This window comes from Exiguobacterium sp. QJM3NY_9, assembly GCF_056173545.1.
In genome coordinates, this window is sequence record NZ_CM149679.1 from 1,009,272 (window position 1) to 1,035,137 (window position 25,866).

The window sequence follows — 25,866 nt, forward strand, 5'->3', positions numbered from 1 at the left end:
CCATTGTTTTGTCTAACTTTCATCTAAGACATCCTTGACGCACGAGAAACGTAAGGCACAAAAAAACCACTGACGAATTTAAGTCAGTGGTGGTTGAGTTAATTGAAGTAGTTTAATGGATTGATACTGCTTGCAGCAGATGACGCACTGTAGACGTATGAACCACGGTGTAGTTCAAAGTGAAGGTGGGCGCCGAAGGCATTTCCGGTTGCACCGACCGTCCCGATTTTTGCTCCTTTTGCAATCGTTTGACCGGCATATACCGAGCGACTGTTCAAGTGAGCGTAGACCGTCGTGTAAGCAAGTCCATTGATTGTGTGCGTCATCATAACGTAATTGCCATAAGCACCGTAATTACGAGACGTGATGACTTTACCGGCAGCAGAAGCATAGACGGGAGTTCCTGTTGCAGCGCCGATATCGATTCCGTTATGGAACGTATAACCGTAAACACCGCTCGCTGCACCGTATCCTTGTGTGATTGGACCACTTGTCGGTCGCGAAAAGCTACTCGATGCTTTTGTTGCCGTCGTTGTTGTGACTTTATACTTTTTGACATACTTGGAAGCGACATAACGGGAAGAACCTGAGTATGAAATTTTCGTCCATGATCCGGATACACCGAGGTACTTGTATGTTTTTCCTTTATTGACGGTTCCGACTGCTTTATAGGCAGTCGAAGGACCCGTTCGAACACGGAGACCGTCAGCCATTACTTTTACTTTATATGTAGTTGCTGCTTCGACTTTTTCGATGCCTGTCGTAGCGAAGCCTGAAACCATTAGTGCTGTCATTGTCATTGTTGTTAACATACGCTTCATATGTGAGTTCCTCCTAATTGGGAAAAGGCGACGGACGTCAGTAAAACTAAGTCTTTCAATATTGTAAGGTGAAGGTTCTATGTAGTTAAGGTAGAAAATGTTTTCTTGATAGAATGATTATAGCATCGGAAATAAAGGGGAAATATTTCAGTTTTGTTTCAAAGTTATCACTCTATAACATATATTGTAATGGTCATTTTTGGTTTATTTTGTCCATACTAAAAAGCCCACCGATTCTATGCAGCTTGGTGGGCTTATATTCATAAAGTATAGTACTTAGGACGTGGGAGCGATGACGTTTAAGTGCTGACCAAGAACTTGGACCGTAATCGGAAGTTTGCCTGCCGTATCGCCATCAGCATTAATCGGAAGTGTTTCCGAAGATTCAATTTTGACTTCCTTCGTTGTAAAGTACTCGACTTGATCTGCTTCAGATAAATCACCTTTCAATAGTTTAGGTAGCGCTTGTAAAGCGTCTAAAATACCAAGTTGTTTTACAAGAAAAACATGAAGTAATCCGTCATCGACACGCGCCTCTTGCGCAAATGATTCGAAACCGCCGACGGAATTCGTCAACGAAACGATAAGTAACGGTGTTTCGCCGTCGAAAGATTTTTCTTTGGCTGTTAACTGGAGCGGGTAGGGACTATGATCCTTGAAGGCTTTTAATCCTTCAATGAAATATGCGATAGAACCGAGCGATGTCTTCTGTTCAACACTCACTTCTTCGACGGCATCGGCAATCAGACCGACAGCGATCACGTTCATGAAGTAATGCGAGCCGTACTTACCGATGTCAAAAGGACGAATCGGAGCATCCTCGAGGATGCTGATCGCATCACGCGGATCAGTCGGGATGTGAAGTGCACGTGCTAAATCATTCACTGTCCCGAACGGAACGATACCGAGCGTCGGACGGTGTTCCTGTTCTGCGATTCCCGTGATGACTTCATTCACGGTACCGTCTCCGCCCATCGCGATGACGGCGTCATACTGCTCAGTCGAAGCAGTACGTGCAAATTCTGTTGCGTCGAGTTCTTTTTCTGTAAACCGGACATCGACCGTCGCAAAGCGCTGAGCGAGTGTACCTTCTGCAAATTCTGCGTATTTTTTACCTAATTCTTTCCCGGATGAGGGATTAATAATTAACATGGCCTTCGACACATTCAATTCCTCCTTAGTGACTCTCTGTTCCTATTTTCCCAACTCACGACCAAGATAATCCTAGCGCAGCAAAAAAACCTTGGAGGCGATTACACGCGCCTCCAAAGTTTTTAGTAGAAAAGAAATGTTTAACGTCGTGCGACAGGTGGTGCTTCACCAGCAGCTGGACGCGCTTCTTCTTCATCGTCCCAACATTCGGTATTTTCGATACCTAATGCTTTAGCAGAGAAGACAGGATCAAGACCTTGCTTACGTTGGTTCTGGTAGTCATTGATGACTTTGATTGCGACTCCACCTAAGAGCGAGATGGCTGTTAAGTTGATTAATGTCATACCGGCCATGAAGAGGTCGGCGAAACTCCAAACCATTCCGAGGCTGAGGAGCGATCCGATGAAGACGAATGCCATCGTAGCAATTCGGAAGCCAAAGACAGTTGATTTACTTTTCTTGATGAATTCAATGTTCGTTTCACCGTAGTAGTAGCTACCGACAATTGAACTGAAAGCGAACAAGAAGACACTGATTGCGATAAAGGCTGGTGCGACGGCACCGAGTTGCTCAGAAAGCGCATTTTGTAACATGGCGATACCTTCACCATTACCGGCAGCGTAGCTGTCACTGAGTAAGATGATTGTCGCTGTTGCTGTACAGACGATCAACGTATCGAGGAAAACACCAAGTGTTTGTAAGAATCCTTGTTTTGCTGGGTGAGAAACTTCAGCGGCAGCAGCAGCGTTCGGAGCAGAACCCATACCGGCTTCGTTCGAGAAGAGACCACGTTTAACACCGAGCGAGATCGCAGCACCGACAGATCCACCAACAGCCTGGTCGATACCGAATGCGCTCTTGAAGATCATTGCGAAAACCCCTGGAAGTTCAGTGATGTTCGTGATGACAACAAAGATGGCAGCAATCAAGTAGAGTGACGCCATGATTGGTACAACGATTGCTGAAACTTTCGCGACACGGTGGACACCACCGAAGATGACGAGACCTGTAAGAACGACTAAGATACCACCGACGATCATTTTGTCGATTCCAAAGGCGTTGTCAAAAGCAGCGGCAATCGTGTTCGATTGAACCGAGTTAAAAATAAGACCAAATGTGACGGCGATTAAGATTGCAAAAATGATTCCAAGGACGCGGTTGTTCAATCCTTTTGCGATGTAGTAAGCAGGACCACCGCGGTAAGCGTTATTGCCTGTATCACGTACTTTATACACTTGAGCAAGCGTACTTTCAATAAGGGCTGTTGCTCCACCGAGGAGGGCGACCATCCACATCCAGAAGACCGCTCCGGGTCCACCAAGTGTAACGGCGATCGTAACACCGGCCAAGTTCCCTGTACCGATTCGAGTCGCGGCACCGATGAAGAATGATTGAAGGGATGTAATACTCTGACCTTCATCATCTGTTGTCTTTTCATTTTTATCGAGTGTGACACGGAACATCTCTTTCAAGTAACGGAATTGGATGAACTTCGTTTTGATGGTGAAGTAGATCCCGACTCCGATTAAAGCGGCGATTAAGATATAAGACCATAAGATGTTGTTGGCGAAATCGACGCCCGATTGTACAGCTTGTTGAAATGCATCCATGTGATAGTTCCTCCCAAAGTGTTTTTGCTAAAAACTGATAATAGCTATAAGTTGAATTATACGAATTTTCAGACATCTTGCAAGCCTTTTTTCGAAACTTTCTTTTAAAATGTTTAAAATATATTTTTTCGGGTTCAGAAAAACAGATCGTCATCAAAGCATTTTTAATTTAAAAAACCACCGCACTTAATGAAGCGAGCGGTGGTGGAATGATGCGTTTTTTGATTAGTGATCGACTGCCAACAATTTTTCATAGAAGTCATCAATTTGACTGACGAGCTGTTCTCGTTCTGAGAATAATGTCGTGAGGACTTCATAATCATGTGTCGCCGCGAGTGATGTATCGAGTAATGTCACCTCATCCTCTAGCTGTTGAATCTGCTGTTCGAGTTCGCCTGCATTTAAAGCCGGATGTTTCCCGGCTACCGGCGTCCGGGCAGCGCTGGGCGTGGGTATCGTTGATTCGACGGATGACCGGGCATGTCGTTTTTCGGCAGCATATTGGTAAGGGCCAGAAAACATTTCTGTCGTGTCATCTAGCCAATAGGTTTTCGAAAAGAGTCGGTTCAAGAAATAGCGGTCATGCGATACGGCGATCAGCGTTCCATCAAAGTGCTCGAGTGCTTCTTCAAGCGCCTCGCGGGATTCAATGTCGAGGTGATTCGTCGGTTCGTCAAGAATCAGGACATTGAGCGGCGAGTGGACAAGAATCGCGAGCATTAAGCGCATCTTTTCTCCACCACTTAACGCAGCAATCGGTAAGAAGACACGTGGACCGAAAAAGAGGAAACGGGCTAACAGGGAGCGGGCTGTTCCTTCATCTGTCGAAACGTGTGAACGGAAGTAATCGATCAGTCGCTCTTCACCCGGCATATCGACGTGTTGCGATAAAAATCCGACACGATTTGACGGACCACGCGTGACACGTCCGTTCGTCGGCTCGAGTTGTCCGAGTAAGACACGTAATAACGTTGTTTTCCCACTCCCGTTCGCACCGACGATACCAATCCGGTCACGCGCCGCGGCTTCGAAATCGAGCGACTCGAACAACTTCCGGCCGGCGACGGAAAGCTCGACATCCGTCAGGCGGTATACGACTTGACTGATTTGCCCTTGCGACGAAAATTTGATGTCAGGAGCCGCTTTTTCCAGAAGTGGCCGTTTGAGTCGCTCAATTCGTTCGAGTGCCCGTTCCATCGCTTTTGCTTTTCGGAACAGTTTTTCGCTCGGAGGAGATGCTTCATTTGCCCATTGGCGCAAACGCCGAATCGCATCCTTCATTTGTTTGATTTTCTTTTGTTGTTCCGTGTAGGCGTGGAACTGTTCGAGGAGCAGGTGTTCCTTCGCGACGATGTACGCCGAGTAATTCCCGGGGTACATCGTCAATTCGCCATCTTCAAGTTCAGCAATCAAATTGACACTCGCGTCGAGGAACACGCGATCATGTGAGACGATGATGACTGCGCCCGGATAGCTGTTTAAAAATTGTTCGAGCCATTCGATTGCTGCGAGGTCGAGGTGATTCGTCGGCTCGTCAAGAATCAACAAGTCGGGTTCCGTTAGCAGCATCCGACCGAGACAGATTTTGGTTTGTTCGCCACCACTTAATTGAGAAAAGGGACGTGTCAGCAAGGCATCGAGATGGAGTCCGTTAATCATGCGCTGGATTTTCGAATCGAGCAGGTAACCGTCCTGTTGTTCGAATTGTTCGGTCACACGCGTATACTCATTCAGCACATCGTCCAGGTGGTCAGCACTTGCCATTTGTTGTTCAAGCTGATGCATCGTCGTCCGTAAGGCGACGATTTGGGCAAATGCGGTCCAGAGAACATCAAGGCCCGTCAATTCTTCTGCGAACTGTGGAATTTGAGCCAAATAACCGATGGAAAGTCCTTTTTTGAGATAAAGGGTTCCGCTGTCCGGTGTTTCGAGTTGCGCGATTAAACGCAGTAACGTTGTTTTTCCGGTTCCGTTTCGACCGATCAATCCGATGCGGTCAGCTTGTTTAAGATAGAGCGAGACATCGGTTAAGACGGATGCTCCCCCAAATTGTTTTGTCAGGTGTTGGATGTCGCAAATCATGATCAGTAACTTCCTTTCATGCGCATCAAAAAACGGAGAACGCAAATAGCGCTCTCCGTTTACCGTAAAAGGTGCGCTTTGCTTTATTTTTCAGATGGATGTTCCTAAGAAAAGGGCAGACTCGTCCTTTAGAACGCCATTTCATGAAAAATCGCGCGCAACAGATAAAGTTGTTCCATCAACCAATGCTTACACGCAGCAAAACCCATCTTTTACACCACCTTTTCGTTTCGATAAAGTTAGTTTACCATGTTTTGAACTGAAAATGAAATCGTTTTCAGTTACTTGAACAGTCCGGAAATCGAGTTAAAGAACTTACTTAAGCCGTCAAACAGTTTTGCAAAAAATCCTTTCGTTTCTTCGGAGGTCGCGAACGCGTGGATATCTTGCCCGGCACCCTTTAATCCGGTCTCGATTTGTCCCCAGTTCAAGTCAGCTTTCTCCATTTGACTGAACAATGACGTCAACCGGTCCATTTGGGCGTCCGACAACTGGATGTTGTTATTTTGAATGACTTGGATGATGACATTCTCGATATCGACTTTGGTTTCCGGCTTTTGTTTGGCGATCTCTGCTTTGATTTCATTCATCAGTTCGGCGACTTTGTCCGTCCCGACCGTTTTTCCGACATCGGAAGTGACCGATAACTCTTGTTGGGCTAAATCTTTTCGTTCATCCGTCAATTTAATGCCGGTCTCAGCCGACGTTTGATCGTATGCTTTCATGATCCCCGTCAAAGCAGAGGTCCCGGTGACTTTATAAGGGGAAGTGATTGTGATGTCGGCGTCCGTTACGCCTGCAGTGACGAGCGCGTTCAAGTACATGTCTTTTGTTACCCAGGTAATGTTTTCGGTCGCGACAGATAAACCGTCGCCTTTTTCAGCGAGTTCGATTTTTGCGGAAGAGTACATGTTGCCGCCGAGCTGGGACTGGGGAACGTTCTTACCTAAATATTTTTCTTCATCTGCTGTCGTGGCGATGACGGGCGTAATGCCTTCCGGCGCATTCAATCGGGCGAGTACCCAGGCTTTATCCTTTGCCCCGAGCGATTCACCAAGCGTGATGATCGTTTTATCGACGACTTGCTCTGCTGAAGCAGCAGTCGGTAGAAGTAAACTTGTCGCTAAAAGCGTCGTTGTCATGATTTTTGTTGCTTTATTCATAGTATAAATCCTCCGAGTATAGTAGATAGTATCAGGTGCTAATTTCATTGTAAGTGACGGGTTTCAGAACGGAATCGGTCTTGAGGCGGAATGAACCGCCCACCTCGTGTCCCTAATCCTATACTACATTTCATTTAAAATCCTGATCATGTGACTGAAAAAATGATATAGTGAAGAGGAATTAAATAATGACCACTAGGGGAGTCGGTAGGCCGACTGAGACGACGAAGACGTTCGGACCCTTTGAACCTGATTAAGTTTGGACTTACGGAGGGAAGTGGCGTGAATATCTCTCTTGTTGTCTCTTCACGTCATGCCCTGTTCGTAGGGTGTGGCGTTTTTTGATTCAACAAAAGGGGGAATTAGGTTGAAATTCAGTCAAGAAATTCGGCAAGCCGCAAAAACATATTGGGACAGCAGTTTTTCCCATCCATTCGTCACAGGCATTGGTGACGGGACGTTACCGCTCGAAAAATTTCGACATTATGTCATGCAGGATGCGTATTATTTAAAACATTTCGCAAAAATTCAAGCCCAGGCCGCCTCAAAGGCAACGGATTTCGCGACGATCGCGGAACTCGCGGAACATGCGACATCGACCTATGCGGCTGAGCTATCACTTCATCAATCGTTTTTTGAACCGCTCGCTATTACGGAAGCGGATTTAGCAGCGTTCGAACCGGCACCGACTGCGTATGCCTATGTCTCGCATATGCATCACGCGAGCGAGGGGACACTCGGGGAAACGATTGCAGCGATTTTACCGTGTTACTGGCTTTATTATGAGGTCGGACAACAACTGTTGACGAAGTCACCGGCGTCACCGATTTATCAACAGTGGATTGCAACATACAGCTCGGAATGGTTCGAACGGGTCGTCTTTGAACAGGTCGATCGCCTCGATGCATTGGCGGCGCGAGCGAGTGCCGAAGAACGGGAACGGATGAAACACCATTTCGTCAGAAGCTGTTATTACGAATTGATGTTTTGGGAAATGGGCTGGACGGAAGAAACGTTTGAACGTCTCTTTACACAAGTTACGCGTCAACCAAAAGTAACGAAACGATAAGTACAGCTTTAGCCGCTGTCGATCAGCGCGATCAGACGACAGACCGCACAAAACCTGAGCAATTTTCAGCTTTCGTAAAGAAAGTCATGGCAATCGTTCAGGTTTTTTTGTTGGTGGATTACAGGCATAATGAAGATTCTGGTAAGGAAATCAGCTGTACCGTTCAATCAAATCGTTTAATTGTTGTTTGACGGCGTTTCGGTCCATCAAATCGTGGTTCGATAAGGGTAGCTTCGTCATTGTCTCATCCGCACCCGCCATCTCACTGAAGAGCGAACCTAAGTCGTGGGCACGACGGTCGATTTGCAAGACGATGTCGATGCCGGTGCGGTCTTGGAGCATGATGATTTCGACTTCATCGAGTTTATGGGCGAAGTACGTATTGCGTGCCGAATACTCGAGTTCCTGGGCGATCGGTAAATCCTTCCGGTAACGCCCGGGAAGTTTTTCCGTGTCCGCTTTCTTGAGTCGGAATCCAAGTTCTTCCATCGCTTCTAAGATGACGGATTGGAGGTCATTGGCTTGGACGATGATGGCGTCCCGGTCTGACGGATCGACCGCCTGGGCGATATCGAGACCCGTTTCAATCCATGACTTCGATTGACTGACCGAGAGCGGCGTATTGAATGGTACTTGAAGCGTAAACGGAATTTCGCGTTCGGCACCTGCTTCAATCGTAAAGGCGGCTTCGTTTAGCGAAAAACGATCGAGTGTGAACGTCGTAAATGTCGTGCTGTCCCTGACTTCTTCCTTATATTGTGTATTAAACGCTAAATAAATCCGATCGATTTCTTGGTCGACATTGCCGCCTTTAATATGAACGGTTCCGTGAATCTGTCCGCCGGGCTCACAGCGCTCGCTGTCGAGTCGTGTATCGACTGTGGCGGCACCGATTCCGATTTGTGATAAAAGTTTTTTGAACATCGTTCGTTCCTCCTTTAATGATGAAGCTACCTTACTTGTCGAATAGGGTGGAATTTGCTACAGTTTCGAAAGAACAATCAGAAAAGGACGGGACTACAGTGGAATTACACCAAGTAAAAGAATTACTCACTCAAAAGCTCGAGGCTTCTGCTCTCGTGCATGCAACGATTAGTGGTCCGCGCCAAAAGTCGAATGATCTTCGAAGAATCAAACTAAAACCGATTCTATTGAAAGATACGTATGCAATCCAGTTAGAGTTTCAATATGAACGGATAATTAAACACGAAAATTTGTCGGTTGATGAATTTTTAGAACGACTCGACGGATTGATGGAGGAATTCCGTCAATTTTTATTCCGTTTCAAGACGGAAGAAGTTCAGTTCCAGTTATCCAAAAAAATGAAAGTATCGTTAAAAACAACGCAACAGTCACCCCTTCAAGCAGAACTGTCGCATAATCGTAAAAAAAGTCATCTCCTTGAAGATGGTGTCGCCGTTCCGTTTTTAGTCCGACTCGGTGTCATGACGGAAGACGGGCAAGTCAAACGGCAAAAGTACGATAAATTTAAACAAATCAATCGGTTCCTGGAGTTCGTCGAAGATAGTATTTCAGCGTTACCGACAGACCGAACGTTACGGATTCTTGATTTCGGTTGTGGAAAATCGTACTTGACGTTTGCCTTGTATCATTACTTGAGTGTCGTCAAAGGCTTCGACTTGAAAGTGACCGGACTTGATCTCAAAAAAGAAGTCATCGAAGAATGTACAGCGATTGCGCGCGATCTCGACTATACGAATCTCGAGTTTCGTGTCGGGGACGTCCATGATTATAACGAAGATACAGAGGTTGACTTAATGGTGACGCTTCATGCCTGTGACGTCGCAACGGATGTTGCACTTGCCCGCGCCGTTGATTGGAATGCGTCTGTTATCTTAAGTGTCCCGTGTTGTCAAAAAGAACTCAATCGTCAACTCGACTGTTCACCACTCGACGTCATGTTGCAACACGGGCTGATTCAAGAGAAGTTCGCTTCGCTTGCGACGGATTCGATCCGTGCCGAAATCTTGACGCTCGTCGGTTACGAGACACAATTGCTTGAATTCATTGATTTAGAGCATACACCAAAAAATGTCTTGATTCGTGCGTATAAAAATGACCGTCAGCCGTCGGAAGAAAAAATTGACCGTTACGTCGCCTTCCGTGATCTACTACATGCGAAACCATATTTGGCGCAAGAATTAAGCGGCAGACTTGGACAGATTTCATCTAAACTCGTACAATAAGGAAGAGAACGAATAAGGGAGGAATTAGACCGATGGATTTCCAAATGTATTTTGAAGACGTCGTCCAGACAGCACGTAAAGAAGCGGCAGCTGCTGGTTTTGAAGAATTAACGACAGCTGAAAGCGTCGATGACGCGATGAAGCGTGAAGGATTGACACTTGTCCTTGTCAACTCAGTATGTGGATGTGCAGGTGGGATTGCTCGCCCGGCAGCTGCTTACGTCAATCGAATGGAAGGCGTGAAGCCGGATCATTTCGTAACGGTGTTTGCGGGACAAGACCGTGAAGCAACGGACCGGGCACGCGAGTACTTTGAAGGGTATCCACCTTCATCACCATCATTCGCTTTGATGCAAGATGGCAACATTCTTTCGATGGTTGAACGTTTCGACATCGAATCGTTTACTGCAGAAGAAGTTGTTGAAAAATTAGAGTCATTGATTGAAATTTACGCATAAATGAATCAACGTGAGCCGTGTTTCTTAATTGAAACACGGTTTTTAGTTTGTCGTGAAAGTGAGTGTGCGCGAAAGGGATGTTTTTTTAGCAGTCCCCCCTGAAGCAGAGGCCGACTTATTGAAAGAGCAATGAAAAAAGAAGGACGAATCGAATCAATAGCATCCCCTTTTTCAAATTAGAAAGTACCCTTGATTAAAATCCGAGGATAGCAATAAAAAATGTAAGCGGATTCAAAGTTGGTTATTTACTCATGTTTTGTATAAAAAGAATCGATTTATGCATTATTATGAGATAATTATACTTTACAATGAATAAATATTCGTATATCCTAAAAGTAATAAATCGGATCAGAGCTATTTAGTATTGAATTAGAAAAAAACATAAGTCATACTATTGTTAAAGTTCTGACAATTGAGCGTTGGAAGGGGAATTTATTCATGAAAAAATTAATAGCAACGGCAATGGCAGGCATTCTCGCACTTACGATGGCAGCATGTGGTGCATCAGATGATTCATCAGGCGGTTCAAGTGATGACAGTAAAGTATTGACGATGGGAACGTCAGCAGATTACTTCCCGTTTGAATACATCGATACGGCGAAAGGGGACGACATCGTTGGATTTGATGTCGCAATCGCAAAGGAAGTCACAAAAAATCTCGGTTATGACCTAAAAATTGAAGATATGGAGTTCGGTAGCTTACTCGGAGCACTCAGTTCAGGTCGGATTGATTTTGTCATGGCAGGAATGACACCGACAGACGAGCGGAAGAAAAACGCTGATTTCACAGATGTTTATTTCGAATCAAAGAACCTCGTTATGACAAAAGATGAAGCGATTAGTTCGGAAGATGAACTAAAAGGTAAAAAAATCGGCGTTCAACTTGGATCGATTCAAGAAGGACTTGCAAAAGATCGTTATAAAGACAGTGAAGCCGTATCGTTGAATAAAATTCCGGAAATCATTCAAGAACTCAATACGGGTCGAATTGATGCGCTCATCATTGAAGATGCTGTAGCGGTCAAATACATGGATCAAGACGCATCATTAAAAACGTACGAAATTAAAGAAGACGGACCGACGGGTTCAGCCGCCGCTTTCAAAAAGGGTGACAAGATGCGTGACGAGTTCAACAAAGAATTGAAAAAGATGATCGATTCAGGTGAAATCGACAAACTTGCAGAAGAATGGTTCCAAAAAGAAGCAAAATAAGAGAAGCGCATAGGGGTGGGGGTAACCCCATCCCTTTTGTGCGACGTTAGGAGTTTGATTATGATAGACTTTACAAAGATTCAAGATTCAATCCCATATATTCTGCAAGGGATTCCGGTTCTGTTCCAAGTCGTGATCGTCGCTGCCATCGCAGGGATGTTCATCGGAATCATCGTGGCAGCACTTAAAATTACGAAAAGCAAATTCATTCGGTTCATTGGCCATGCCTATACGGCAGTCTTTCGTGGAACACCCTTGATTTTGCAACTGGCAATCATTCACTTCGGTTTACCGCAACTGACGGGTTACGTCACGACAGGCTATCAATCCGCTGTCATCGCCTTTTCATTGAACTCGGGTGCTTACATCTCGGAAATCATCCGGGCAGGAATTCAAGCAGTCGATCGTGGACAATGGGAAGCGGCAGATGCACTCGGTATCCCGTACATGAAACAATTGCGGTCAATCATCTTACCGCAAGCGTTCAAAAACATTTTACCAGCCATCATGAACGAACTGATCACGTTAACAAAAGAATCGGCCCTCGTCTCGACAGTCGGTGTTCTCGATATCATGCGCCGGGCGCAAGTCGTCGGTGGAGAAAAAGCATTGTACTTCGAACCCTTGTTATTTGCGGGACTCGTCTATTTCGTCCTTGTCATGGGATTGTCCTTGATTGGTCAACAAGTCGAAAAAGCTATGAGAAAGAGTGGGTAATCAGATGGAACCTATGATTCAAGTCACCGATCTGTACAAACAGTTCGGAAAGTTAGAAGTATTAAAAGGCATCACGACGACAGTCGGCCGTGGGGAAGTTGTCGCAGTCATCGGACCGTCGGGTTCAGGGAAGTCGACGTTCTTACGTTGTATCAACCTTTTGGAGCAACCGACAGGTGGAATGATTAATGTCGACGGCTTCGAATTGACAAAACCGAAAGCGAATATCGCGAAAGCGCGTCAAAACATCGGAATGGTGTTTCAACAGTTTAACCTGTTCCCCCATAAGTCGGTGCTCGACAACTTAATTTATGCCCCAATCAATGTCCTCGGTTTATCAAAAGAGGATGCTGTCAAGCGGGCAGAAGTGTTACTCGACCGCGTCGGTCTCGCTGAGAAACGGGATAACTTCCCGAATCAGCTGTCCGGTGGTCAAAAGCAACGTGTTGCGATTGCCCGTGCCCTCGCGATGGAACCGAACGTCATGTTATTTGACGAGCCGACGTCAGCACTTGATCCGGAAATGGTCAATGAAGTCCTCGATGTCATGAAGCAATTGGCGGAAAGTGGGATGACGATGGTCATCGTCACGCATGAGATGGGCTTCGCGAAAGAAGTCGCTGACCGTGTCCTGTTCCTCGATGAAGGTATTTTGATGGAAGAAGGAACACCAGTCGATCTGTTCGATCATCCAAAAACGGATCGTGCGAAAAAATTCTTAGAAAAAGTCTTATAACACATAACCGCCATCTCTTTCATCAAAGGGGTGGCGTTTTTTGAGGAGGACGAGATAGATGAAGTTACTAGAGGGGGAAGACATTCGGCTGACGCGTTTCCAAGCGGCAGATACGGACGTCTACCGGGGCTTTCTTGACGATGCGACGTTTGCACGAAACTTGAGTGCGACACCGTATCGGTTCTTGTCAGATGAAAAAATCAACGGGATGCTTGCGAGTGATGCCCATGAGACGTTTCGGTTCGCCGTTCGTCGGACGGATGCCGAGCGTCTGATTGGTGTCGCTTCACTCGAAGATGTCTTATGGTCGAACGGGACGGCCTGGTTGATGATTGGAGTCGATCCGAGCGAAGCCGGGAAAGGGTATGGGCGCAAAGCATTACAGCTCTTACTGCGATACGCCTTTTATGAGCTCAATCTTGAACGGATCCAGTTGACGGTCTTTGCCTATAATGAACGTGCGATTGCACTATACGAACGACTCGGCTTCGTTCATGAAGGGACATACCGGCAATTTTTAAAGCGGGATGGTATCCGGCATGACATGCTGCTTTACGGATTGTTGCGGACGGAATGGGAGGATTTTTTATGATTAACGAAACGGAACAGTTCGTCCGTGCCTTTCACGCGACGGATTTTTCAGGACATGACTATGCCCATATCGAGCGTGTCCGGAAGATGGCGTTACAGATTGCTGCGACGGAAGGCGGAGATTTGCTGACGATTGAACTGGCGGCACTCCTGCATGATGTCGCGGACGAGAAACTCGGCGGAGCACTTTCTTCCGTCGCCCTGTTTTTGTCAGGAAAAGTCTCGGACGACCGGCAGCGGCAGATCCTGCAAATCATTGACGGGATGTCATTTAAAGGGGGGGACCGTCCACCACTTGAGACGCTGGAAGGACGGATCGTCCAGGACGCAGATCGGTTAGATGCGATCGGTGCCATCGGGGTCGCCCGGACCTTCCAGTATGGAGCATTGACCCAAGCACCGATGCATGTACCCGGTTTAAGACCACGCAAGCCGGGAGACCGGACGAGTCCTTCGAGCACAATCAATCATTTTTATGAGAAGTTACTTTTGTTAAAGGACTTGATGAATACCGAAACGGCAAAAGGCATCGCAGAGGAACGGCATGCCTTCATGCTGGAATTTTTGGAACGTTTTCAGACGGAATGGGAGTTGTGAAAAACGGACACAAGAGTTGATTCAAGACTCAATCCGTCCGCGCGCTCTGTTCCGATAGTTCCGTCCTGTGCGCTTTCTAGCTCGGTCCTTATTCGTCAAGCTCTTTTAAAATCACCGACCTTCAGCTAAGGATGATGGCAGTGATGAGACCGAGTGAGGCGAGTAGTCCGACGATCGTGCCACCTTCCTCATGCGCCTCCGGCATCATCGTCGAAGCGAGCATCGCGATGATGCCACCGCTTGCGAAGGCGCCGATCATCGCAAACTGCATATCCGGCAGACTGGCGAGGACGGAATAGCCGGCGAGCGAGGCGAGGGCGGAAATCAACCAGACGACACCCCACATGACTAAGATTTTTTTCTTTGAAAATCCGTCTTTTTGAAGTCCGGTCGTACTCGAGAGACCTTCCGGAATATTGCTGACGAAAATCGCCGCAACGAGTGCCGCACTGACATTCCCCGACAATAAGCTTGCCCCAATCATGATCGATTCCGGAATCGCATCTAAAATCGTTCCGAAAAAGATGGCCGTCCCTGTGCCTTCGTTTCCACCACCCGAACGTTTCCGTTTACTCGCACCTCGCGAAGAAACAAAAAAATCAAATCCTGTAAAGACGAGAGAACCGACGATGAACGAGATAGCGACAATGAACGTCGTTGATTTATTCAAGGCTTCGTCGAGTAGCTCGAACGTCGCTGCCCCAATCAATATCCCCGTACCGAACGACATGACATATCCGATGTACCGTTGCTTCATCGGTAAAAATAAACCAATCAATGCTCCGATGACGACTGCGCCCCAACCTAAAGCCATCCACATAACTGATTCCTCCCTTATTCCATTGTTCTTTTTTCCTTTCGATAATGATTTATAAACATAGTTAATTTTTGGAGGAGAAACGAAATGAAAAAATCACCTCCCGCTTCGGAAGGTGATTGTGATAGTCAGAACGGTTGTTTGTTCAGCCAGTGACCACCGTCCAGTGCGATGCATTCTCCATTTAAGTAGCTTGCTTGATCGGAGACCATCCAGACGGCGAGTCCAGCGATTTCTTCTGGTGTCCCGAACCGTCCGAGTGGTACATTGCGACGAATTCGTTCCGCGTGTTCCGGTGACATCGCTAGTTTATCGGCACCACCCGTCCGTTCGATCGGTCCCGGACTGATCGCATTGATGCGGGCATGATACTTATACCCCCACTCGACGGCAAGCGTCCGCGTCAAATTCAAGACTCCGGCTTTTGCGGCAGCACTCGGAGCGACACCGGCTCCAGCTTGCCACGCGTAAGAAGCGACGATGTTTAAAATCTGTCCACCTTTGACGTCATCTTCTTGCCAGCCTTTGACAAGCGCGTGTGAACAATTGAATGTCCCATTGAGGACGATGTCGATGACCGTCTTCCATCCGTTCGGAGACAGCTCATCCGTCGGACAGATGAAATTTCCGGCCGCATTGTTCACGAGTGCCTCTAAGCGACCGAACGTTTCCCGTGCTTGATTGACGGCCGCGATACAGGCATCGGTATCACGAACATCCATTTGAATGGTCAGATGCTCCCCCTCAATCTGCTTTAGTTCATGATCCGTTTGTTGTAACCGTTCCAAGTCACGTCCTGTGACGACGACGTTCCAGCCGGCTTCTTTTAAGGCGAGTGCCATTGCTTTCCCCATACCGCTCGTACCGCCTGTCACCATGATCGTTTGTGCCATTAACTTCTCCCCCTTTAGTCTGAATGAACAACCATTCATTATTAGTATTCAAAAAAGAAGGAGTAAACTCCTTCTTTTTTGTAGTCGATTATTTTGAACTAACGGCAGTATCTGTCAGGATTGGAACAACTTGTTTCTTCCGTGAAACGACACCTTCGAGGTAAACGAGGTGGTTGGTTGCTTCAATTCCATAAGCTTGTTCGACGAGTGGTGCTTGTTGTCCGAGTACGAGCGCAACTGAATTATTTGTTAAGATGTCAGTCACGAGGAACACGAACAGATCGAGTTCTTTTTCGAGAATGATCGTATTGATTTGCTCTTCAAGCTCAGCTTGACGAAGTAAAACTTCAGCTGTATCGACCGTATTGACCTGAGCAATCTCGACTTTGTGTGCGCCCATCGAAAACTCTTTTGCGTCAAGTGAAATCAATTCTGTGATTGATTTTTTCGATAAGTCAGCACCTGCTTTGAGCATGTTCAAACCGTAGACGTTTGCATCGACACCAGCGATTTCTGCAAGTTCACGTGCAGCGACGATGTCTTCTTCCGTACATGTCGGTGACTTGAACAACAATGAATCGGAAACGATTGCCGATAACATCAAACCTGCGATTTCCGGTTTGATCGCGACACCATGTTCTTTATAAAGTTTGTTCAAAATCGTTGCCGTACAACCGACGGGCTCAGCGCGGTAGTAAATCGGATCTGATGTCTCAAAGTTCGCAATCCGGTGGTGATCGATGACTTCTGTGACCGTGACGTCAGCGATGTCGTCGGCACTTTGTTGACGTTCGTTGTGGTCGACGAGAATGACGTGTGACGCTTCGGCAGCGACTGTCGTAACAAGACGCGGTGCAGCGATTTTAAATTGATCGAGTGCGAATTGTGTTTCATCATTGATTTCGCCTAAACGTATCGCTTCGGCATTCACACCTAATGCTTTCTTCAGTTCAGCGTACGCGATTGCTGACGTAATCGTATCCGTATCCGGATTTTTATGACCAAAAATCAATACTTTTTCCATGCTGAATCACTCCTCAATGGTTAATGTCTCGCCCATTAGTGTATCATATCTCGGAATTAGAAGGCGTCCATTTTGTACAGGATACCAGCGATTTTTTCGCTCCAGTAAGGATCCGATGCATAAAAAACGTTCATTCCTTTTGCTTTATTTCCGAGGAACGGTCCACGGTGGTACTTACCATCCGTCGCGAGGTAGTCGCGGGCGATAAACTGACCCGTTTTTCGAATCGAGTCGTCAAGCGATTTATAAGCCGTTGCATTTTGACCAGGTGCAATATCCGTCGCATTGACGCCAAACAGATTGAATTTTTCACGGGCAATCGTCGACCGACCGTAATTTGATTCATGAATCGCATGAGCGAGGAGATAGGCGGCATTGATATCAAAATCACGCTCGACTTTTTTGAACGTCTTCCCAGTACCGATTAACGGACTATCGGGCGCATTGTTTTTGATGAAGGCATCAAGCTCTTTTGCGGACAAAGGAGTCGGTTTCCGTAAATCTTTCGTCAATGTCGTCACTTCGACATAGTCGGTCGTCCGCTTCGAAATGTCTTTTGGGGCACGTCCGACGGTAATCCAGCCGCCGAGTCCGGCGTTTGCGACGATGTAGTGACGTAACGTATCACCCGTTCGTTCGTAAAACGATCGGTTCGTCGATCGTTCAAGAGGATACAAGGTCAACCGATCCGACGCGACGAAGCCGCGGACACCGGCAATTTCAATCCGACTGACGTCTGGACCGAAGTCGCGCAGTGTTAAACGGCTACCGGACGCGACATATGTCAACCGTTTTTTTAACGATTCGTCTTGATAGATGTTGAGCGTACCACCTTCGTCGACGATCCCGATACCGGGACCAGTCAAGTAGAGATAACGGTCATCCTTGGTTCGTTTAACGGCACCACGGTCGTCACCAAGGTAGGTTTTCGCTTCGCTGAACGTATCAAATTCTTGTTCCGTCGCGATTTGACCTTCTTGATATTTTTCAGCGATGTACGGAGCAGCCGGTTTTAAGACGGACGGTGGATCGTCCTTCAACAAATAGAATAGAACGATCCCGAGCAAAAAGAAAAATAACAGTCCTTTTAGGGATCCCGCTTTTTTTGCGGGACGACCGGGACGAATCGTGCGTGTACTCAAAAAATCACGTCCTTCAAAAAATCGATAGACAACTTGGGTAAAGGATAGGTAGTCTAACAAAGAATAGGGGGGGAACTCGATGTTCATTGGATATCGGACTTTAAAAACGGCCGTCGCAGCCGCACTTGCGATGTGGATTGCGGAGCAGATGCAACTCGACTACTACGTCTTCGCCGCCATCATCGCCATCTTGAGTATTCAAGCGACGCGGAAAAAATCAATTCGTTCATCGTACGAACGCATCATGGCGTCGATTCTTGCCATCGGAATCGGTTTCCTGATTTTCGAAATCATCGGTTATCGGCCAGTTGCTTTAGCACTTTATTTCATTATATTCATTCCGTTGACGCAACGCCTCCGTCTACAGGACGGTTTTATTACGAGTGTCGTCATCTTGACGCATCTTTACACGGCACGACAACTCAACCTTGCGATTTTTTTAAATGAAGTCTACTTGATTTTGATTGGCGTCGGTGTCGGATTACTCGTCAATATGTATATGCCGAGCCTTGACCGTGTCATCACGGAGCGCCGTCAGCAAATCGATAAACGGATTGCTGCTTTGTTCTTTGAAGTCGCCGCGGCGATCGAGACGGGGCGGATCAATCATCATTCGCTGACGCTCGAAGAAACGGAACGATTGTTGCGGGAAGGAAAGGACGCTTCGTTAAAACGGATGGGCAATGCCATCGGTCGTCGAAATGATGACGAGGACTACAGCTATTTCCGGATGCGGGAGCAACAGTTCGAACTGCTCCGCGGGATCGTCCGTAATGTCGATGATTTGGTGTTAATCGTCGAAGAAGGCAAAAAAGTCGCCGACCTGTTTCGGACGATTGGTGACAATGTCCGTCCGGAGGCCGACGCAAGGTTATTTTTACAAGAACTGGCGGACTTACTCGCGACCTTCCGTGCTTCGCCGTTACCGACGACACGTGAAGAGTTCGAAGTCCGGTCCGCGCTGTTGCACATGTTGCAAGAAACGGAGCAATATTTACAATTAAAGCAGCGTTTCGTCGCGAGATCAGAAGAAATAAAACATCGTCGAGGCAAACGTACCAAGTAAGAAGATTGCTAAGATCGCAATCGTCGTCCACTTGATGAGACGTTGTTGTTTGGATGGGCGTGACATGACAGGTGCAACTCCTTTCTAAAATGCAAACGTAATTACTGTTATTGTACAAACAACCCTTCTGAAGTGCAAATCAGTCAGTTGATGGTATACTGAAAAAGCGCTAGTCGAATAGTACTTACATGAGGAGGAATCTAGCATGGTCAATGAGAAACGTGTACTTGATACATTTTTAGAGTTAGTCCAAATCGATTCAGAATCAAAAGAAGAGGCACAGATTTGTGCCCATCTGAAAAAAACGTTCACAGAACTCGGATGTGACGTCTTTGAAGATGATGCATCATCGAAAACGGAACATAAAGGAAATAACTTAATCGTCACACTTCCAGCAACAAAAGACGGTGTCGATAAAATTTATTTCACGTCACATATGGATACGGTTTTCCCGGGACAAGGGATTAAACCGATCATCGAGGATGGGTATGTCAAAACGGATGGTACGACAATCCTCGGGGCAGATGATAAAGCGGGTCTTGCGTCAATCATCGAGCTGGTCCATGTCTTGAATGAAACGAAGCAACCGCACGGACAGATTCAATTCGTCATCACAGTTGGCGAAGAATCAGGTCTTGTCGGGGCGATGGTCCTCGATCAATCAAAAATCGATGCAGACTATGGGTTTGCCCTTGATTCAGACGGTAAAGTGGGCGATATCATCACGGCTGCCCCGACACAAGCGAAAGTGAATGCTAAAATCTATGGTAAAACGGCACATGCTGGGGTTGCGCCTGAAAAAGGTGTCTCTGCCATTACGATTGCTGCAAAAGCCATCGCGAAAATGCCGCTTGGTCGAATTGATGAAGAGACGACAGCAAATGTCGGCCGATTCAGTGGTGGTGGTCCATCGACGAACATCGTCTGCGATTATGTTGAAATCTTCGCAGAAGCACGTTCACTCGTTGCACCGAAGATGGAAGCCCAGACAGAAAAAATGAAAGCTGCCTTTGAAGAAGCAGCCGCTGAACTCGGCGGACGTGCTGAAGTCGAAGTCAAAGTCATGTATCCTGGCTTCAAGTTCGAAGACGGAGACCAAGTCGTCGAAGTTGCGAAAGCTGCAATCGCGCAACTTGGGCGGACACCACGTTTACTTCATTCAGGTGGCGGTTCAGATGCGAACGTCATCGCTGGTTTCGGTATTCCGACAGTCAACTTAGCCGTCGGATACGAAGACATCCATACGACGAATGAAAGAATGCCGATCGAAGAACTCGTCAAGACGGCAGAACTATGTGTTACGCTCGTCGATTACATCACAAATAAGTGAGAAGATAATGAAAAGAGTGTACCGCTATATTGCGGTACACTCTTTGTTCGTTTACGATTAAGTTAATTGAGGACGTTCGACGAACTCCATTGACTCAAGAACAAATTCTTCAGTACATAATAAGGTCGTCGCGATTTCTTGAATCTGAATCGACTTTCCGTACTTTTGCCGATAGTTCTCGTTCAGCATCCGGGCTTCGTGTACGATTCGTGCATAGGTCCGTTCGATTTTGGTCATGGAAAAAACCACCTTTCGAATCAGTATGGGTACAGTTTACCATGCTTCGTTGTGTGAAAGATGTATTTTGTGTATAAAAAATGCTAATTTTACGAAAAGGGGAAAAAGATGGAATTTTATTTTTTAGGTACAGGAGCAGGAATGCCTTCGAAACAACGCAACGTGTCGTCAATCGCCTTGATGCACCCGAAGATGACGTGGTTGTTTGATTGTGGTGAGGCGACGCAACACCAAATCTTACACAGTCCGATTAAACCACGAAAAGTCAGCACGATTTTCATCACTCACCTTCACGGGGATCATATTTTTGGTTTGCCCGGTTTCATCAGTACGCGGGCAGCGCTTGAAGGAACGACACGATTGACGATTTATGGACCGAAGGGGTTACAGGAGTGGCTCGATGCGACACTTCGTGTCACAGGGACATATTTACGCTATCCGCTAGACGTGATTGAAGTCGAAGCGGGTCAAACGTACGAACATGAAGGATTTACGATTACGGTCGCCGCACTTGAGCATCGTTTTTTAGCGTATGGGTACCGGATCGAAGGGCATCAAGAAACAGGGATGTTGCTCGTCGATCGCTTAAAGGAGCACGGTATTCCGTCCGGTCCACTCTATAAACAAATTAAACAAAGCGATTCGTTCGAGTTTGAGGGAACACTTTACGAGTCAGCAGATTTTTTAGGGCAACCGAAACCAGGCGTGAAGTTGGCCGTCTTAGGCGATACGACACCTTGCGAAGCGAGCATCCGCTTAGCGCGGGGTGTCGATGTGTTGATTCATGAGGCGACGTTCGCCGATACCGAAACAGAACATGCGGGACGTTTCGGACACTCGACAGCACGTCAGGCGGCGGGAATTGCAAAACAAGCGGAAGCGAAAAAGTTATTATTGACACATGTCTCAGCCCGTTATGTCGAGCAAGAGGATCACTTAGAACGTGAAGCACGGGAAGTATTCCCTGAATCGTATCTCATGGTGGATCATCAATCCATCCAAGTGAAGGCGTAAGTGATGGACGTATTGATTCGGTGGGCACTCTTTTTATTAGCAGCCGTCCTACTCGCATTCTTACTAGAAAAAAGGACGGAAAAAGAACGTTATCTCTACATGAAACTTGTCTTTTATGCCTGCTTAGGTTCCGTTTCATTTCCAGTCTATGATATTCAGTTACCACTTGGAATCATTCTATTTTTAATCGTGCTTCATCCGCAAAAAAACTCACGCTACAAACGGTATATGGCCTTGTTCGGATTTTTATTTTTCTTATTGCAATTATTCGCCGGTCCATTCGATACGTTTACAGTCCGTGAAGAAACACAACAGATTGGGCGAGTGATGATTACGGATCAGTCGTTCAATCACTTGTTGAACCAAATCGAGAAGCGGGTCGGAGATGAGTCGTTACGGCTCGAGCAAAGCGAACTATTATTTGACCAGGGTGGCAATTTGCGGAATGCGACGTTCGAAGTGATTGCTAAAAGCACGAAGCGGTTCGTCCGCTATGACATTTCCTATCAAGAAATCACAGGCACAATCACGTATCGACCACGTGAAGAAGTGCTGGAACGATCGCTCGAATCGTATTACCAGAAACTGATTGATGCGTCTCGTTCGTTTGATACGTTACGCCAGCTGTCGATTAAACAAATATTACATGAATCAAAGACACCGTATGTCGAGATGGATATGGATGGTCTTTATGAAACGTTTAGTCTACAAGATGCGACCGTGTTATTAATTGATGATCAAGGGGAGTTGATCCCTTATGTCAATACAGGAGAAGACGTGCTCGCGAACGCAATTCGCTTGACCTATTTGCGGGCGGACGGACAATCCCTTCGTGAGAAAAAGATTTTGTTGTACAATTATAGCTTTGAGACATCAAGGCGAAAGGGAGTCGTTCGATGAAACAGTGGATATTAGCGGGAAGTTTACTTATCTTAGCAGGGTGTTCTGAGGAAGCGGAGCCTAAGACCTCGAAAACAGAGGCCTGCGACGTGAAGGTTGACGTCTCGGTCGTCAACCATGCAAAGGACAAGACGTTGTTTGAGGAAGCAATGTGTTTTGATCAAGAAGAGACGGCGCTTGATGCGCTCGAAGAAACGAAGTTAGATGTCGTCAAAACAGGAAAAGGTGAGATGGCTTATGTCACAGCCGTCGAGGGAGTTCGAGAAAAGTCAGCTGGAGCAAGCAGCGGCTGGGTATTCGGCGTCAATGAAAAACCGGGTGAGGTCGGAGCGGGAAGTTACGAACTTCAAGACGGAGATCGCCTTGAATGGCGATTTGAAAAAGATGCAATGGCTTATTTTCAGTAAGACAGAACGGGAGCGACTTCATCCATTGAATGTTGCTCTTTTTTTGATGGTGATGCTATCGGTCCCGTTCGTCTTGCAGGATCATATAGGAATGCTCGCGCTCGTACATCTCATCTTTTTCATTACCATTCGTCAGTTCGAGGTCTTTCGTTATCTGATGTTACCGCTACTCTATACATTGATGATGATGGTTCCACTTCTCTATGGCGCATCGATTGATGTGATTGGGATTCTGGCGGTCAGCGTACAAATCACCTTATTTATCACGTCAAGTCAACTCGTGTTCACGCTTGTTCGCCTCGAACAGATGGGACCTTTGTTTCGGATGTTACCACGACTGACGCGACTAACCGGGCTCGTGCTTGCACTAATTCCGTCTTTGCTCCGGACATGGCCGGAAGTGAAGATGAGCCATCGGCATCATTCATTATCGGAGCAGTTAGAACGAATGGCGATGTATCATTTATTACCGATTGACGCCGTACCGAGCAGACTTCGAAAACTAACGCTGCGTGACATTCGGACGGGTGTGATTTTGGTTAGTGTCAGCAGTCTGTTGTTGACCTCGTATGCTTATGTTGGTGCAGTCGTATTGCCGATGATTTTACTCTGTTCGAAAGGAGCTTTTCGTGATGCCAACGATTATTTCAAACGACAGCAAAGCGACCGGACAGCTTGAGCGTCTCGCGGCCGAAGCGGGACAGCCCATCATCTATCCGGAACGACTGCTACATGGGCGAGTCCGTGATTTACTAGCGACAACAAGTCTGTTTGTCGCGGGAGAACTTACGACACTCCTCGGACTAGAACCGTTCTTTGAGCGAGAGGTAAGTGAGTTATCATCCGGAGAGCAGCAACTCGTTTCAGTTGGATATGCGCTCGCTTCGTTACCGCCAAGTCTTTTCTTAGACAATCCCTTCCTGTTTTTAGATCACGTGCGAAAACGGCGATTGGTCGATTTGCTGAATGAGATGGAACGTCGTTTTACATGTCGTATCTATTATTCAGTCACCGATCAAGCGGATTTAGAACAGATTGTGTTCGAGCAAGCAACTCAAGGAGACATCTATGATGAGATGCGGGCCGTCGAACATCGTTATCCGATGCAGACGCGCTATGCGTTAGACGTATCCCGCCTCAGTTTAGCGGCAGGGGAACGAGTGGTGCTCGTCGGTGCCAACGGGAGTGGGAAGTCGACGTTGCTACGGCTCTTACTCGGCGTTGAGCGTCCCTTGTATGGAAAAGTGAAACGACGCGGGCGAAAGAATTACTTGCCTGCGCATCCGGCCCTTGCGCCTCAAGTTGACAGTCAACCGGGCACGTTCGCTTCACAAAAACAGCGATTGTTTGAACGGCTTGACTGGAGCGACGATGCTTATTATTTTGACGAACCGACAGCAGGATTAACGGACGCACAACGGCAGCGATTCGTGGAAACACTCATCGAGCAACCAATGAAGTTAGTCGTGATGGCGACGCATGACGACTTTTTAATCCGTCACGCGACACGTGTCCTTTATCTCGTTCAAGGTGAAATTACGTTTGATGGTCCGGCGGCTACTTTTTTAGAACAAAGTAGGTTATATGGATGGGACTGATTCTCCTCGCCTGTCTGTTCATTTTGATTCTGTTTATCCGTTTTGAGCGTCGACCGTTGTCAGAAGCGATGTTACGCTTCATCGCGCTCGTCACTGCGGCGGCGATCGTCGGACGGATTCTTTTTTCGAGTCTGCCGAACATTCAACCGGCCACGGCACTCGTTCTATTACTTGCCGTCTACGTCAGTCCGGTCGTCGGTGCAGTCGCGGGTTTGTTGGTCGTCGTCCTGTCGAGTTTATTCTTAGGGAGTGGACCGTTCGTTTTATTTCAAGCGCTTGCTTACATGGCTATCAGTCTCGTCGGACTCGTACCGCTATTGAAATCGAAATGGCTGTTAGCCTGTTACGGGCTTCTCGCCGGATTTTTGTATGGCTGGATCAGCAACCTCGGTTTTTTAATCTTTACAGCATTTTCACGAGAAGCTTTTTTGACACTTGTCGTCACAGGCGGGGTATTTGATTTAGTACATGGAATCGGAAATGTTTGCTTTATTTTATTACTTCATCCGACTTTTTTACGGATTTTGCACTCAATCGACCAAAAGGCGGGTAAAGAACATTAACCTGATTCGATTGGAGTGAAAAAAGATGCTTAGTTCATCCGTGTCACTACCATATGTCGTCTTATTGTTACTTATGTCGAGTTGTTGTTTACTGTTTGGCAGTATTCTATTGTTAAAACACACTGTTCGTGGACGCTATGCGGGCTTTTATTTACTGGCTGCAGCAATTTTTCCAGCAGCGATGCTCATCACGTCCGCTGAAGGGGCATTGATGTCACAACTTTACTTTGAAGCGGGTCTCTTTTTAGGATGTGTTGCGTGGTTACTCGTATTAGCGACGGGGTATATGCTCATGGTGACGAGTGCCGTCACGTTTCGTTATCTGTATCGCTATACTTCGTTACCGAAGACGCTCCGGACACAATTTGTGAGTCGGTTTGAGCGAAAAAAACAAATACATTAAACCTTTTAAAAAAGTCTCCTCTATAAAACAAGTCCCGCTAGCCGAGCTAGCGGGACT

General features: G+C 46.8%; 28 protein-coding genes and 1 riboswitch. Of the genes, 17 read left to right on the forward strand and 11 right to left on the reverse strand.

Annotated elements, in window-relative coordinates; all coding sequences use genetic code 11:
• Window positions 1–98 precede the first annotated feature (98 nt).
• The 5 genes from AC0VYQ_RS05020 to AC0VYQ_RS05040 form a co-directional block, all read right to left on the reverse strand.
• Window positions 99–821 (reverse strand): M23 family metallopeptidase, encoded by a 723-nt coding sequence (locus tag AC0VYQ_RS05020; RefSeq protein ID WP_159172680.1) that lies wholly within the window; start codon window positions 819–821, stop codon window positions 99–101.
• A 276-nt stretch (window positions 822–1,097) separates the two neighbouring features.
• Window positions 1,098–1,985, reverse strand: coding sequence for a diacylglycerol/lipid kinase family protein (locus tag AC0VYQ_RS05025; protein WP_475404363.1), 888 nt, complete (start codon window positions 1,983–1,985; stop codon window positions 1,098–1,100).
• 128 nt (window positions 1,986–2,113) lie between these two features.
• Window positions 2,114–3,583: an alanine/glycine:cation symporter family protein gene (locus AC0VYQ_RS05030; protein ID WP_029333096.1), complete on the reverse strand. Its 1,470-nt coding sequence runs from the start codon at window positions 3,581–3,583 to the stop codon at window positions 2,114–2,116.
• 225 nt (window positions 3,584–3,808) lie between these two features.
• A complete protein-coding gene (gene abc-f / locus AC0VYQ_RS05035) occupies window positions 3,809–5,665 on the reverse strand; it encodes a ribosomal protection-like ABC-F family protein (protein WP_475404364.1) in 1,857 nt (618 codons plus the stop codon).
• Between the two features lie 281 nt (window positions 5,666–5,946).
• Window positions 5,947–6,828 (reverse strand): DUF1002 domain-containing protein, encoded by an 882-nt coding sequence (locus AC0VYQ_RS05040; protein ID WP_475404365.1) that lies wholly within the window; start codon window positions 6,826–6,828, stop codon window positions 5,947–5,949.
• A 187-nt stretch (window positions 6,829–7,015) separates the two neighbouring features.
• Window positions 7,016–7,121, forward strand: a riboswitch (TPP riboswitch).
• Window positions 7,122–7,195: 74 nt separating this feature from the next.
• Here AC0VYQ_RS05040 and tenA point away from each other — a divergent pair.
• Complete coding sequence (gene tenA / locus AC0VYQ_RS05045; RefSeq protein WP_475404366.1) at window positions 7,196–7,897, forward strand: thiaminase II; 702 nt, start codon at window positions 7,196–7,198, stop codon at window positions 7,895–7,897.
• 150 nt (window positions 7,898–8,047) lie between these two features.
• Here tenA and AC0VYQ_RS05050 read toward each other — a convergent pair whose 3' ends face one another.
• Window positions 8,048–8,821, reverse strand: a complete 774-nt coding sequence (locus AC0VYQ_RS05050) for a sporulation protein (RefSeq protein WP_475404367.1) — start codon at window positions 8,819–8,821, stop codon at window positions 8,048–8,050.
• A 98-nt stretch (window positions 8,822–8,919) separates the two neighbouring features.
• Between AC0VYQ_RS05050 and AC0VYQ_RS05055 the strand changes: the two genes are divergently transcribed.
• The 7 genes from AC0VYQ_RS05055 (at window position 8,920) to AC0VYQ_RS05085 (ending at window position 14,415) form a co-directional block, all read left to right on the forward strand.
• Window positions 8,920–10,104 carry a class I SAM-dependent methyltransferase gene (locus tag AC0VYQ_RS05055; RefSeq protein ID WP_475404368.1) on the forward strand — a complete coding sequence of 395 codons (1,185 nt, stop codon included), beginning with the start codon at window positions 8,920–8,922 and terminating at the stop codon, window positions 10,102–10,104.
• Between the two features lie 32 nt (window positions 10,105–10,136).
• Window positions 10,137–10,562, forward strand: a complete 426-nt coding sequence (locus tag AC0VYQ_RS05060) for a BrxA/BrxB family bacilliredoxin (RefSeq protein WP_029333102.1) — start codon at window positions 10,137–10,139, stop codon at window positions 10,560–10,562.
• Window positions 10,563–11,000: 438 nt separating this feature from the next.
• The gene (locus tag AC0VYQ_RS05065) at window positions 11,001–11,774 is read left to right on the forward strand and encodes a transporter substrate-binding domain-containing protein (RefSeq protein ID WP_475404369.1); all 774 of its coding nucleotides are present in this window, start codon (window positions 11,001–11,003) and stop codon (window positions 11,772–11,774) included.
• 57 nt (window positions 11,775–11,831) lie between these two features.
• The gene (locus tag AC0VYQ_RS05070; RefSeq protein WP_214893150.1) at window positions 11,832–12,491 is read left to right on the forward strand and encodes an amino acid ABC transporter permease; all 660 of its coding nucleotides are present in this window, start codon (window positions 11,832–11,834) and stop codon (window positions 12,489–12,491) included.
• Window positions 12,492–12,504: 13 nt separating this feature from the next.
• A complete protein-coding gene (locus AC0VYQ_RS05075) occupies window positions 12,505–13,227 on the forward strand; it encodes an amino acid ABC transporter ATP-binding protein (protein WP_475404737.1) in 723 nt (240 codons plus the stop codon).
• A 58-nt stretch (window positions 13,228–13,285) separates the two neighbouring features.
• The gene (locus tag AC0VYQ_RS05080; protein ID WP_475404370.1) at window positions 13,286–13,819 is read left to right on the forward strand and encodes a GNAT family N-acetyltransferase; all 534 of its coding nucleotides are present in this window, start codon (window positions 13,286–13,288) and stop codon (window positions 13,817–13,819) included.
• Entirely contained in the window at window positions 13,816–14,415 is a 600-nt protein-coding gene (locus AC0VYQ_RS05085) for an HD domain-containing protein (protein ID WP_475404371.1), read from the forward strand. Before AC0VYQ_RS05080 ends, AC0VYQ_RS05085 begins: the two co-directional genes overlap by 4 nt.
• Before the next feature lie 121 nt (window positions 14,416–14,536).
• On the opposite strand, the gene AC0VYQ_RS05090 is transcribed toward AC0VYQ_RS05085, so the two are convergent.
• The 4 genes from AC0VYQ_RS05090 to AC0VYQ_RS05105 form a co-directional block, all read right to left on the reverse strand.
• Complete coding sequence (locus AC0VYQ_RS05090; protein ID WP_475404372.1) at window positions 14,537–15,235, reverse strand: ZIP family metal transporter; 699 nt, start codon at window positions 15,233–15,235, stop codon at window positions 14,537–14,539.
• Window positions 15,236–15,360: 125 nt separating this feature from the next.
• Window positions 15,361–16,125, reverse strand: coding sequence for a 2,4-dienoyl-CoA reductase (gene fadH, locus AC0VYQ_RS05095; protein ID WP_088836645.1), 765 nt, complete (start codon window positions 16,123–16,125; stop codon window positions 15,361–15,363).
• Between the two features lie 88 nt (window positions 16,126–16,213).
• Window positions 16,214–17,149 carry a manganese-dependent inorganic pyrophosphatase gene (locus AC0VYQ_RS05100; RefSeq protein WP_475404373.1) on the reverse strand — a complete coding sequence of 312 codons (936 nt, stop codon included), beginning with the start codon at window positions 17,147–17,149 and terminating at the stop codon, window positions 16,214–16,216.
• A gap of 56 nt (window positions 17,150–17,205) precedes the next feature.
• Window positions 17,206–18,291 carry an N-acetylglucosaminidase gene (locus tag AC0VYQ_RS05105; protein WP_475404374.1) on the reverse strand — a complete coding sequence of 362 codons (1,086 nt, stop codon included), beginning with the start codon at window positions 18,289–18,291 and terminating at the stop codon, window positions 17,206–17,208.
• A gap of 79 nt (window positions 18,292–18,370) precedes the next feature.
• Between AC0VYQ_RS05105 and AC0VYQ_RS05110 the strand changes: the two genes are divergently transcribed.
• Window positions 18,371–19,357, forward strand: coding sequence for an aromatic acid exporter family protein (locus tag AC0VYQ_RS05110; RefSeq protein ID WP_475404375.1), 987 nt, complete (start codon window positions 18,371–18,373; stop codon window positions 19,355–19,357).
• Window positions 19,358–19,562: 205 nt separating this feature from the next.
• The gene (locus AC0VYQ_RS05115; protein WP_475404376.1) at window positions 19,563–20,687 is read left to right on the forward strand and encodes a M20/M25/M40 family metallo-hydrolase; all 1,125 of its coding nucleotides are present in this window, start codon (window positions 19,563–19,565) and stop codon (window positions 20,685–20,687) included.
• 57 nt (window positions 20,688–20,744) lie between these two features.
• Here AC0VYQ_RS05115 and AC0VYQ_RS05120 read toward each other — a convergent pair whose 3' ends face one another.
• Window positions 20,745–20,924, reverse strand: coding sequence for a hypothetical protein (locus AC0VYQ_RS05120; protein WP_029333114.1), 180 nt, complete (start codon window positions 20,922–20,924; stop codon window positions 20,745–20,747).
• 108 nt (window positions 20,925–21,032) lie between these two features.
• On the opposite strand from AC0VYQ_RS05120, the gene rnz reads away from it, so the two are divergent.
• Genes rnz through AC0VYQ_RS05155 form a run of 7 tightly spaced genes read left to right on the forward strand, consistent with a single transcriptional unit; the run spans window position 21,033 to window position 25,809 of the window.
• Window positions 21,033–21,938: a ribonuclease Z gene (gene rnz / locus AC0VYQ_RS05125; protein ID WP_475404377.1), complete on the forward strand. Its 906-nt coding sequence runs from the start codon at window positions 21,033–21,035 to the stop codon at window positions 21,936–21,938.
• Window positions 21,939–21,941: 3 nt separating this feature from the next.
• Window positions 21,942–22,838 carry a hypothetical protein gene (locus AC0VYQ_RS05130; protein WP_475404378.1) on the forward strand — a complete coding sequence of 299 codons (897 nt, stop codon included), beginning with the start codon at window positions 21,942–21,944 and terminating at the stop codon, window positions 22,836–22,838.
• The gene (locus AC0VYQ_RS05135) at window positions 22,835–23,245 is read left to right on the forward strand and encodes a DUF4430 domain-containing protein (protein ID WP_214893097.1); all 411 of its coding nucleotides are present in this window, start codon (window positions 22,835–22,837) and stop codon (window positions 23,243–23,245) included. Before AC0VYQ_RS05130 ends, AC0VYQ_RS05135 begins: the two co-directional genes overlap by 4 nt.
• Window positions 23,223–23,924: a hypothetical protein gene (locus AC0VYQ_RS05140; protein ID WP_475404379.1), complete on the forward strand. Its 702-nt coding sequence runs from the start codon at window positions 23,223–23,225 to the stop codon at window positions 23,922–23,924. Before AC0VYQ_RS05135 ends, AC0VYQ_RS05140 begins: the two co-directional genes overlap by 23 nt.
• Complete coding sequence (locus tag AC0VYQ_RS05145; RefSeq protein ID WP_475404380.1) at window positions 23,878–24,843, forward strand: ATP-binding cassette domain-containing protein; 966 nt, start codon at window positions 23,878–23,880, stop codon at window positions 24,841–24,843. Before AC0VYQ_RS05140 ends, AC0VYQ_RS05145 begins: the two co-directional genes overlap by 47 nt.
• Entirely contained in the window at window positions 24,834–25,406 is a 573-nt protein-coding gene (locus tag AC0VYQ_RS05150; RefSeq protein ID WP_475404381.1) for an ECF transporter S component, read from the forward strand. Before AC0VYQ_RS05145 ends, AC0VYQ_RS05150 begins: the two co-directional genes overlap by 10 nt.
• Window positions 25,407–25,431: 25 nt before the next feature.
• Entirely contained in the window at window positions 25,432–25,809 is a 378-nt protein-coding gene (locus AC0VYQ_RS05155) for a hypothetical protein (protein ID WP_214765347.1), read from the forward strand.
• The last annotated feature ends 57 nt before the right edge of the window (window positions 25,810–25,866 follow it).

What these genes read in the sequence shown, in the direction of transcription:
- AC0VYQ_RS05065 (WP_475404369.1), top strand. Translation starts at nt 11,001, where the DNA reads ATGAAAAAATTAATAGCAACGGCAATGGCAGGCATTCTCGCACTTACG.
- AC0VYQ_RS05135 (WP_214893097.1), top strand. Translation starts at nt 22,835, where the DNA reads ATGAAACAGTGGATATTAGCGGGAAGTTTACTTATCTTAGCAGGGTGT.
- AC0VYQ_RS05100 (WP_475404373.1), bottom strand. Translation starts at nt 17,149, where the DNA reads ATGGAAAAAGTATTGATTTTTGGTCATAAAAATCCGGATACGGATACG.
- AC0VYQ_RS05085 (WP_475404371.1), top strand. Translation starts at nt 13,816, where the DNA reads ATGATTAACGAAACGGAACAGTTCGTCCGTGCCTTTCACGCGACGGAT.
- AC0VYQ_RS05150 (WP_475404381.1), top strand. Translation starts at nt 24,834, where the DNA reads ATGGGACTGATTCTCCTCGCCTGTCTGTTCATTTTGATTCTGTTTATC.
- AC0VYQ_RS05090 (WP_475404372.1), bottom strand. Translation starts at nt 15,235, where the DNA reads ATGTGGATGGCTTTAGGTTGGGGCGCAGTCGTCATCGGAGCATTGATT.
- AC0VYQ_RS05050 (WP_475404367.1), bottom strand. Translation starts at nt 8,821, where the DNA reads ATGTTCAAAAAACTTTTATCACAAATCGGAATCGGTGCCGCCACAGTC.
- AC0VYQ_RS05145 (WP_475404380.1), top strand. Translation starts at nt 23,878, where the DNA reads ATGCCAACGATTATTTCAAACGACAGCAAAGCGACCGGACAGCTTGAG.
- AC0VYQ_RS05075 (WP_475404737.1), top strand. Translation starts at nt 12,505, where the DNA reads ATGATTCAAGTCACCGATCTGTACAAACAGTTCGGAAAGTTAGAAGTA.
- AC0VYQ_RS05130 (WP_475404378.1), top strand. Translation starts at nt 21,942, where the DNA reads ATGGACGTATTGATTCGGTGGGCACTCTTTTTATTAGCAGCCGTCCTA.
- AC0VYQ_RS05120 (WP_029333114.1), bottom strand. Translation starts at nt 20,924, where the DNA reads ATGACCAAAATCGAACGGACCTATGCACGAATCGTACACGAAGCCCGG.
- AC0VYQ_RS05155 (WP_214765347.1), top strand. Translation starts at nt 25,432, where the DNA reads ATGCTTAGTTCATCCGTGTCACTACCATATGTCGTCTTATTGTTACTT.
- AC0VYQ_RS05020 (WP_159172680.1), bottom strand. Translation starts at nt 821, where the DNA reads ATGAAGCGTATGTTAACAACAATGACAATGACAGCACTAATGGTTTCA.
- AC0VYQ_RS05040 (WP_475404365.1), bottom strand. Translation starts at nt 6,828, where the DNA reads ATGAATAAAGCAACAAAAATCATGACAACGACGCTTTTAGCGACAAGT.
- AC0VYQ_RS05080 (WP_475404370.1), top strand. Translation starts at nt 13,286, where the DNA reads ATGAAGTTACTAGAGGGGGAAGACATTCGGCTGACGCGTTTCCAAGCG.
- fadH (WP_088836645.1), bottom strand. Translation starts at nt 16,125, where the DNA reads ATGGCACAAACGATCATGGTGACAGGCGGTACGAGCGGTATGGGGAAA.
- AC0VYQ_RS05110 (WP_475404375.1), top strand. Translation starts at nt 18,371, where the DNA reads ATGTTCATTGGATATCGGACTTTAAAAACGGCCGTCGCAGCCGCACTT.
- AC0VYQ_RS05060 (WP_029333102.1), top strand. Translation starts at nt 10,137, where the DNA reads ATGGATTTCCAAATGTATTTTGAAGACGTCGTCCAGACAGCACGTAAA.
- abc-f (WP_475404364.1), bottom strand. Translation starts at nt 5,665, where the DNA reads ATGATTTGCGACATCCAACACCTGACAAAACAATTTGGGGGAGCATCC.
- AC0VYQ_RS05115 (WP_475404376.1), top strand. Translation starts at nt 19,563, where the DNA reads ATGGTCAATGAGAAACGTGTACTTGATACATTTTTAGAGTTAGTCCAA.
- AC0VYQ_RS05030 (WP_029333096.1), bottom strand. Translation starts at nt 3,583, where the DNA reads ATGGATGCATTTCAACAAGCTGTACAATCGGGCGTCGATTTCGCCAAC.
- rnz (WP_475404377.1), top strand. Translation starts at nt 21,033, where the DNA reads ATGGAATTTTATTTTTTAGGTACAGGAGCAGGAATGCCTTCGAAACAA.
- AC0VYQ_RS05140 (WP_475404379.1), top strand. Translation starts at nt 23,223, where the DNA reads ATGCAATGGCTTATTTTCAGTAAGACAGAACGGGAGCGACTTCATCCA.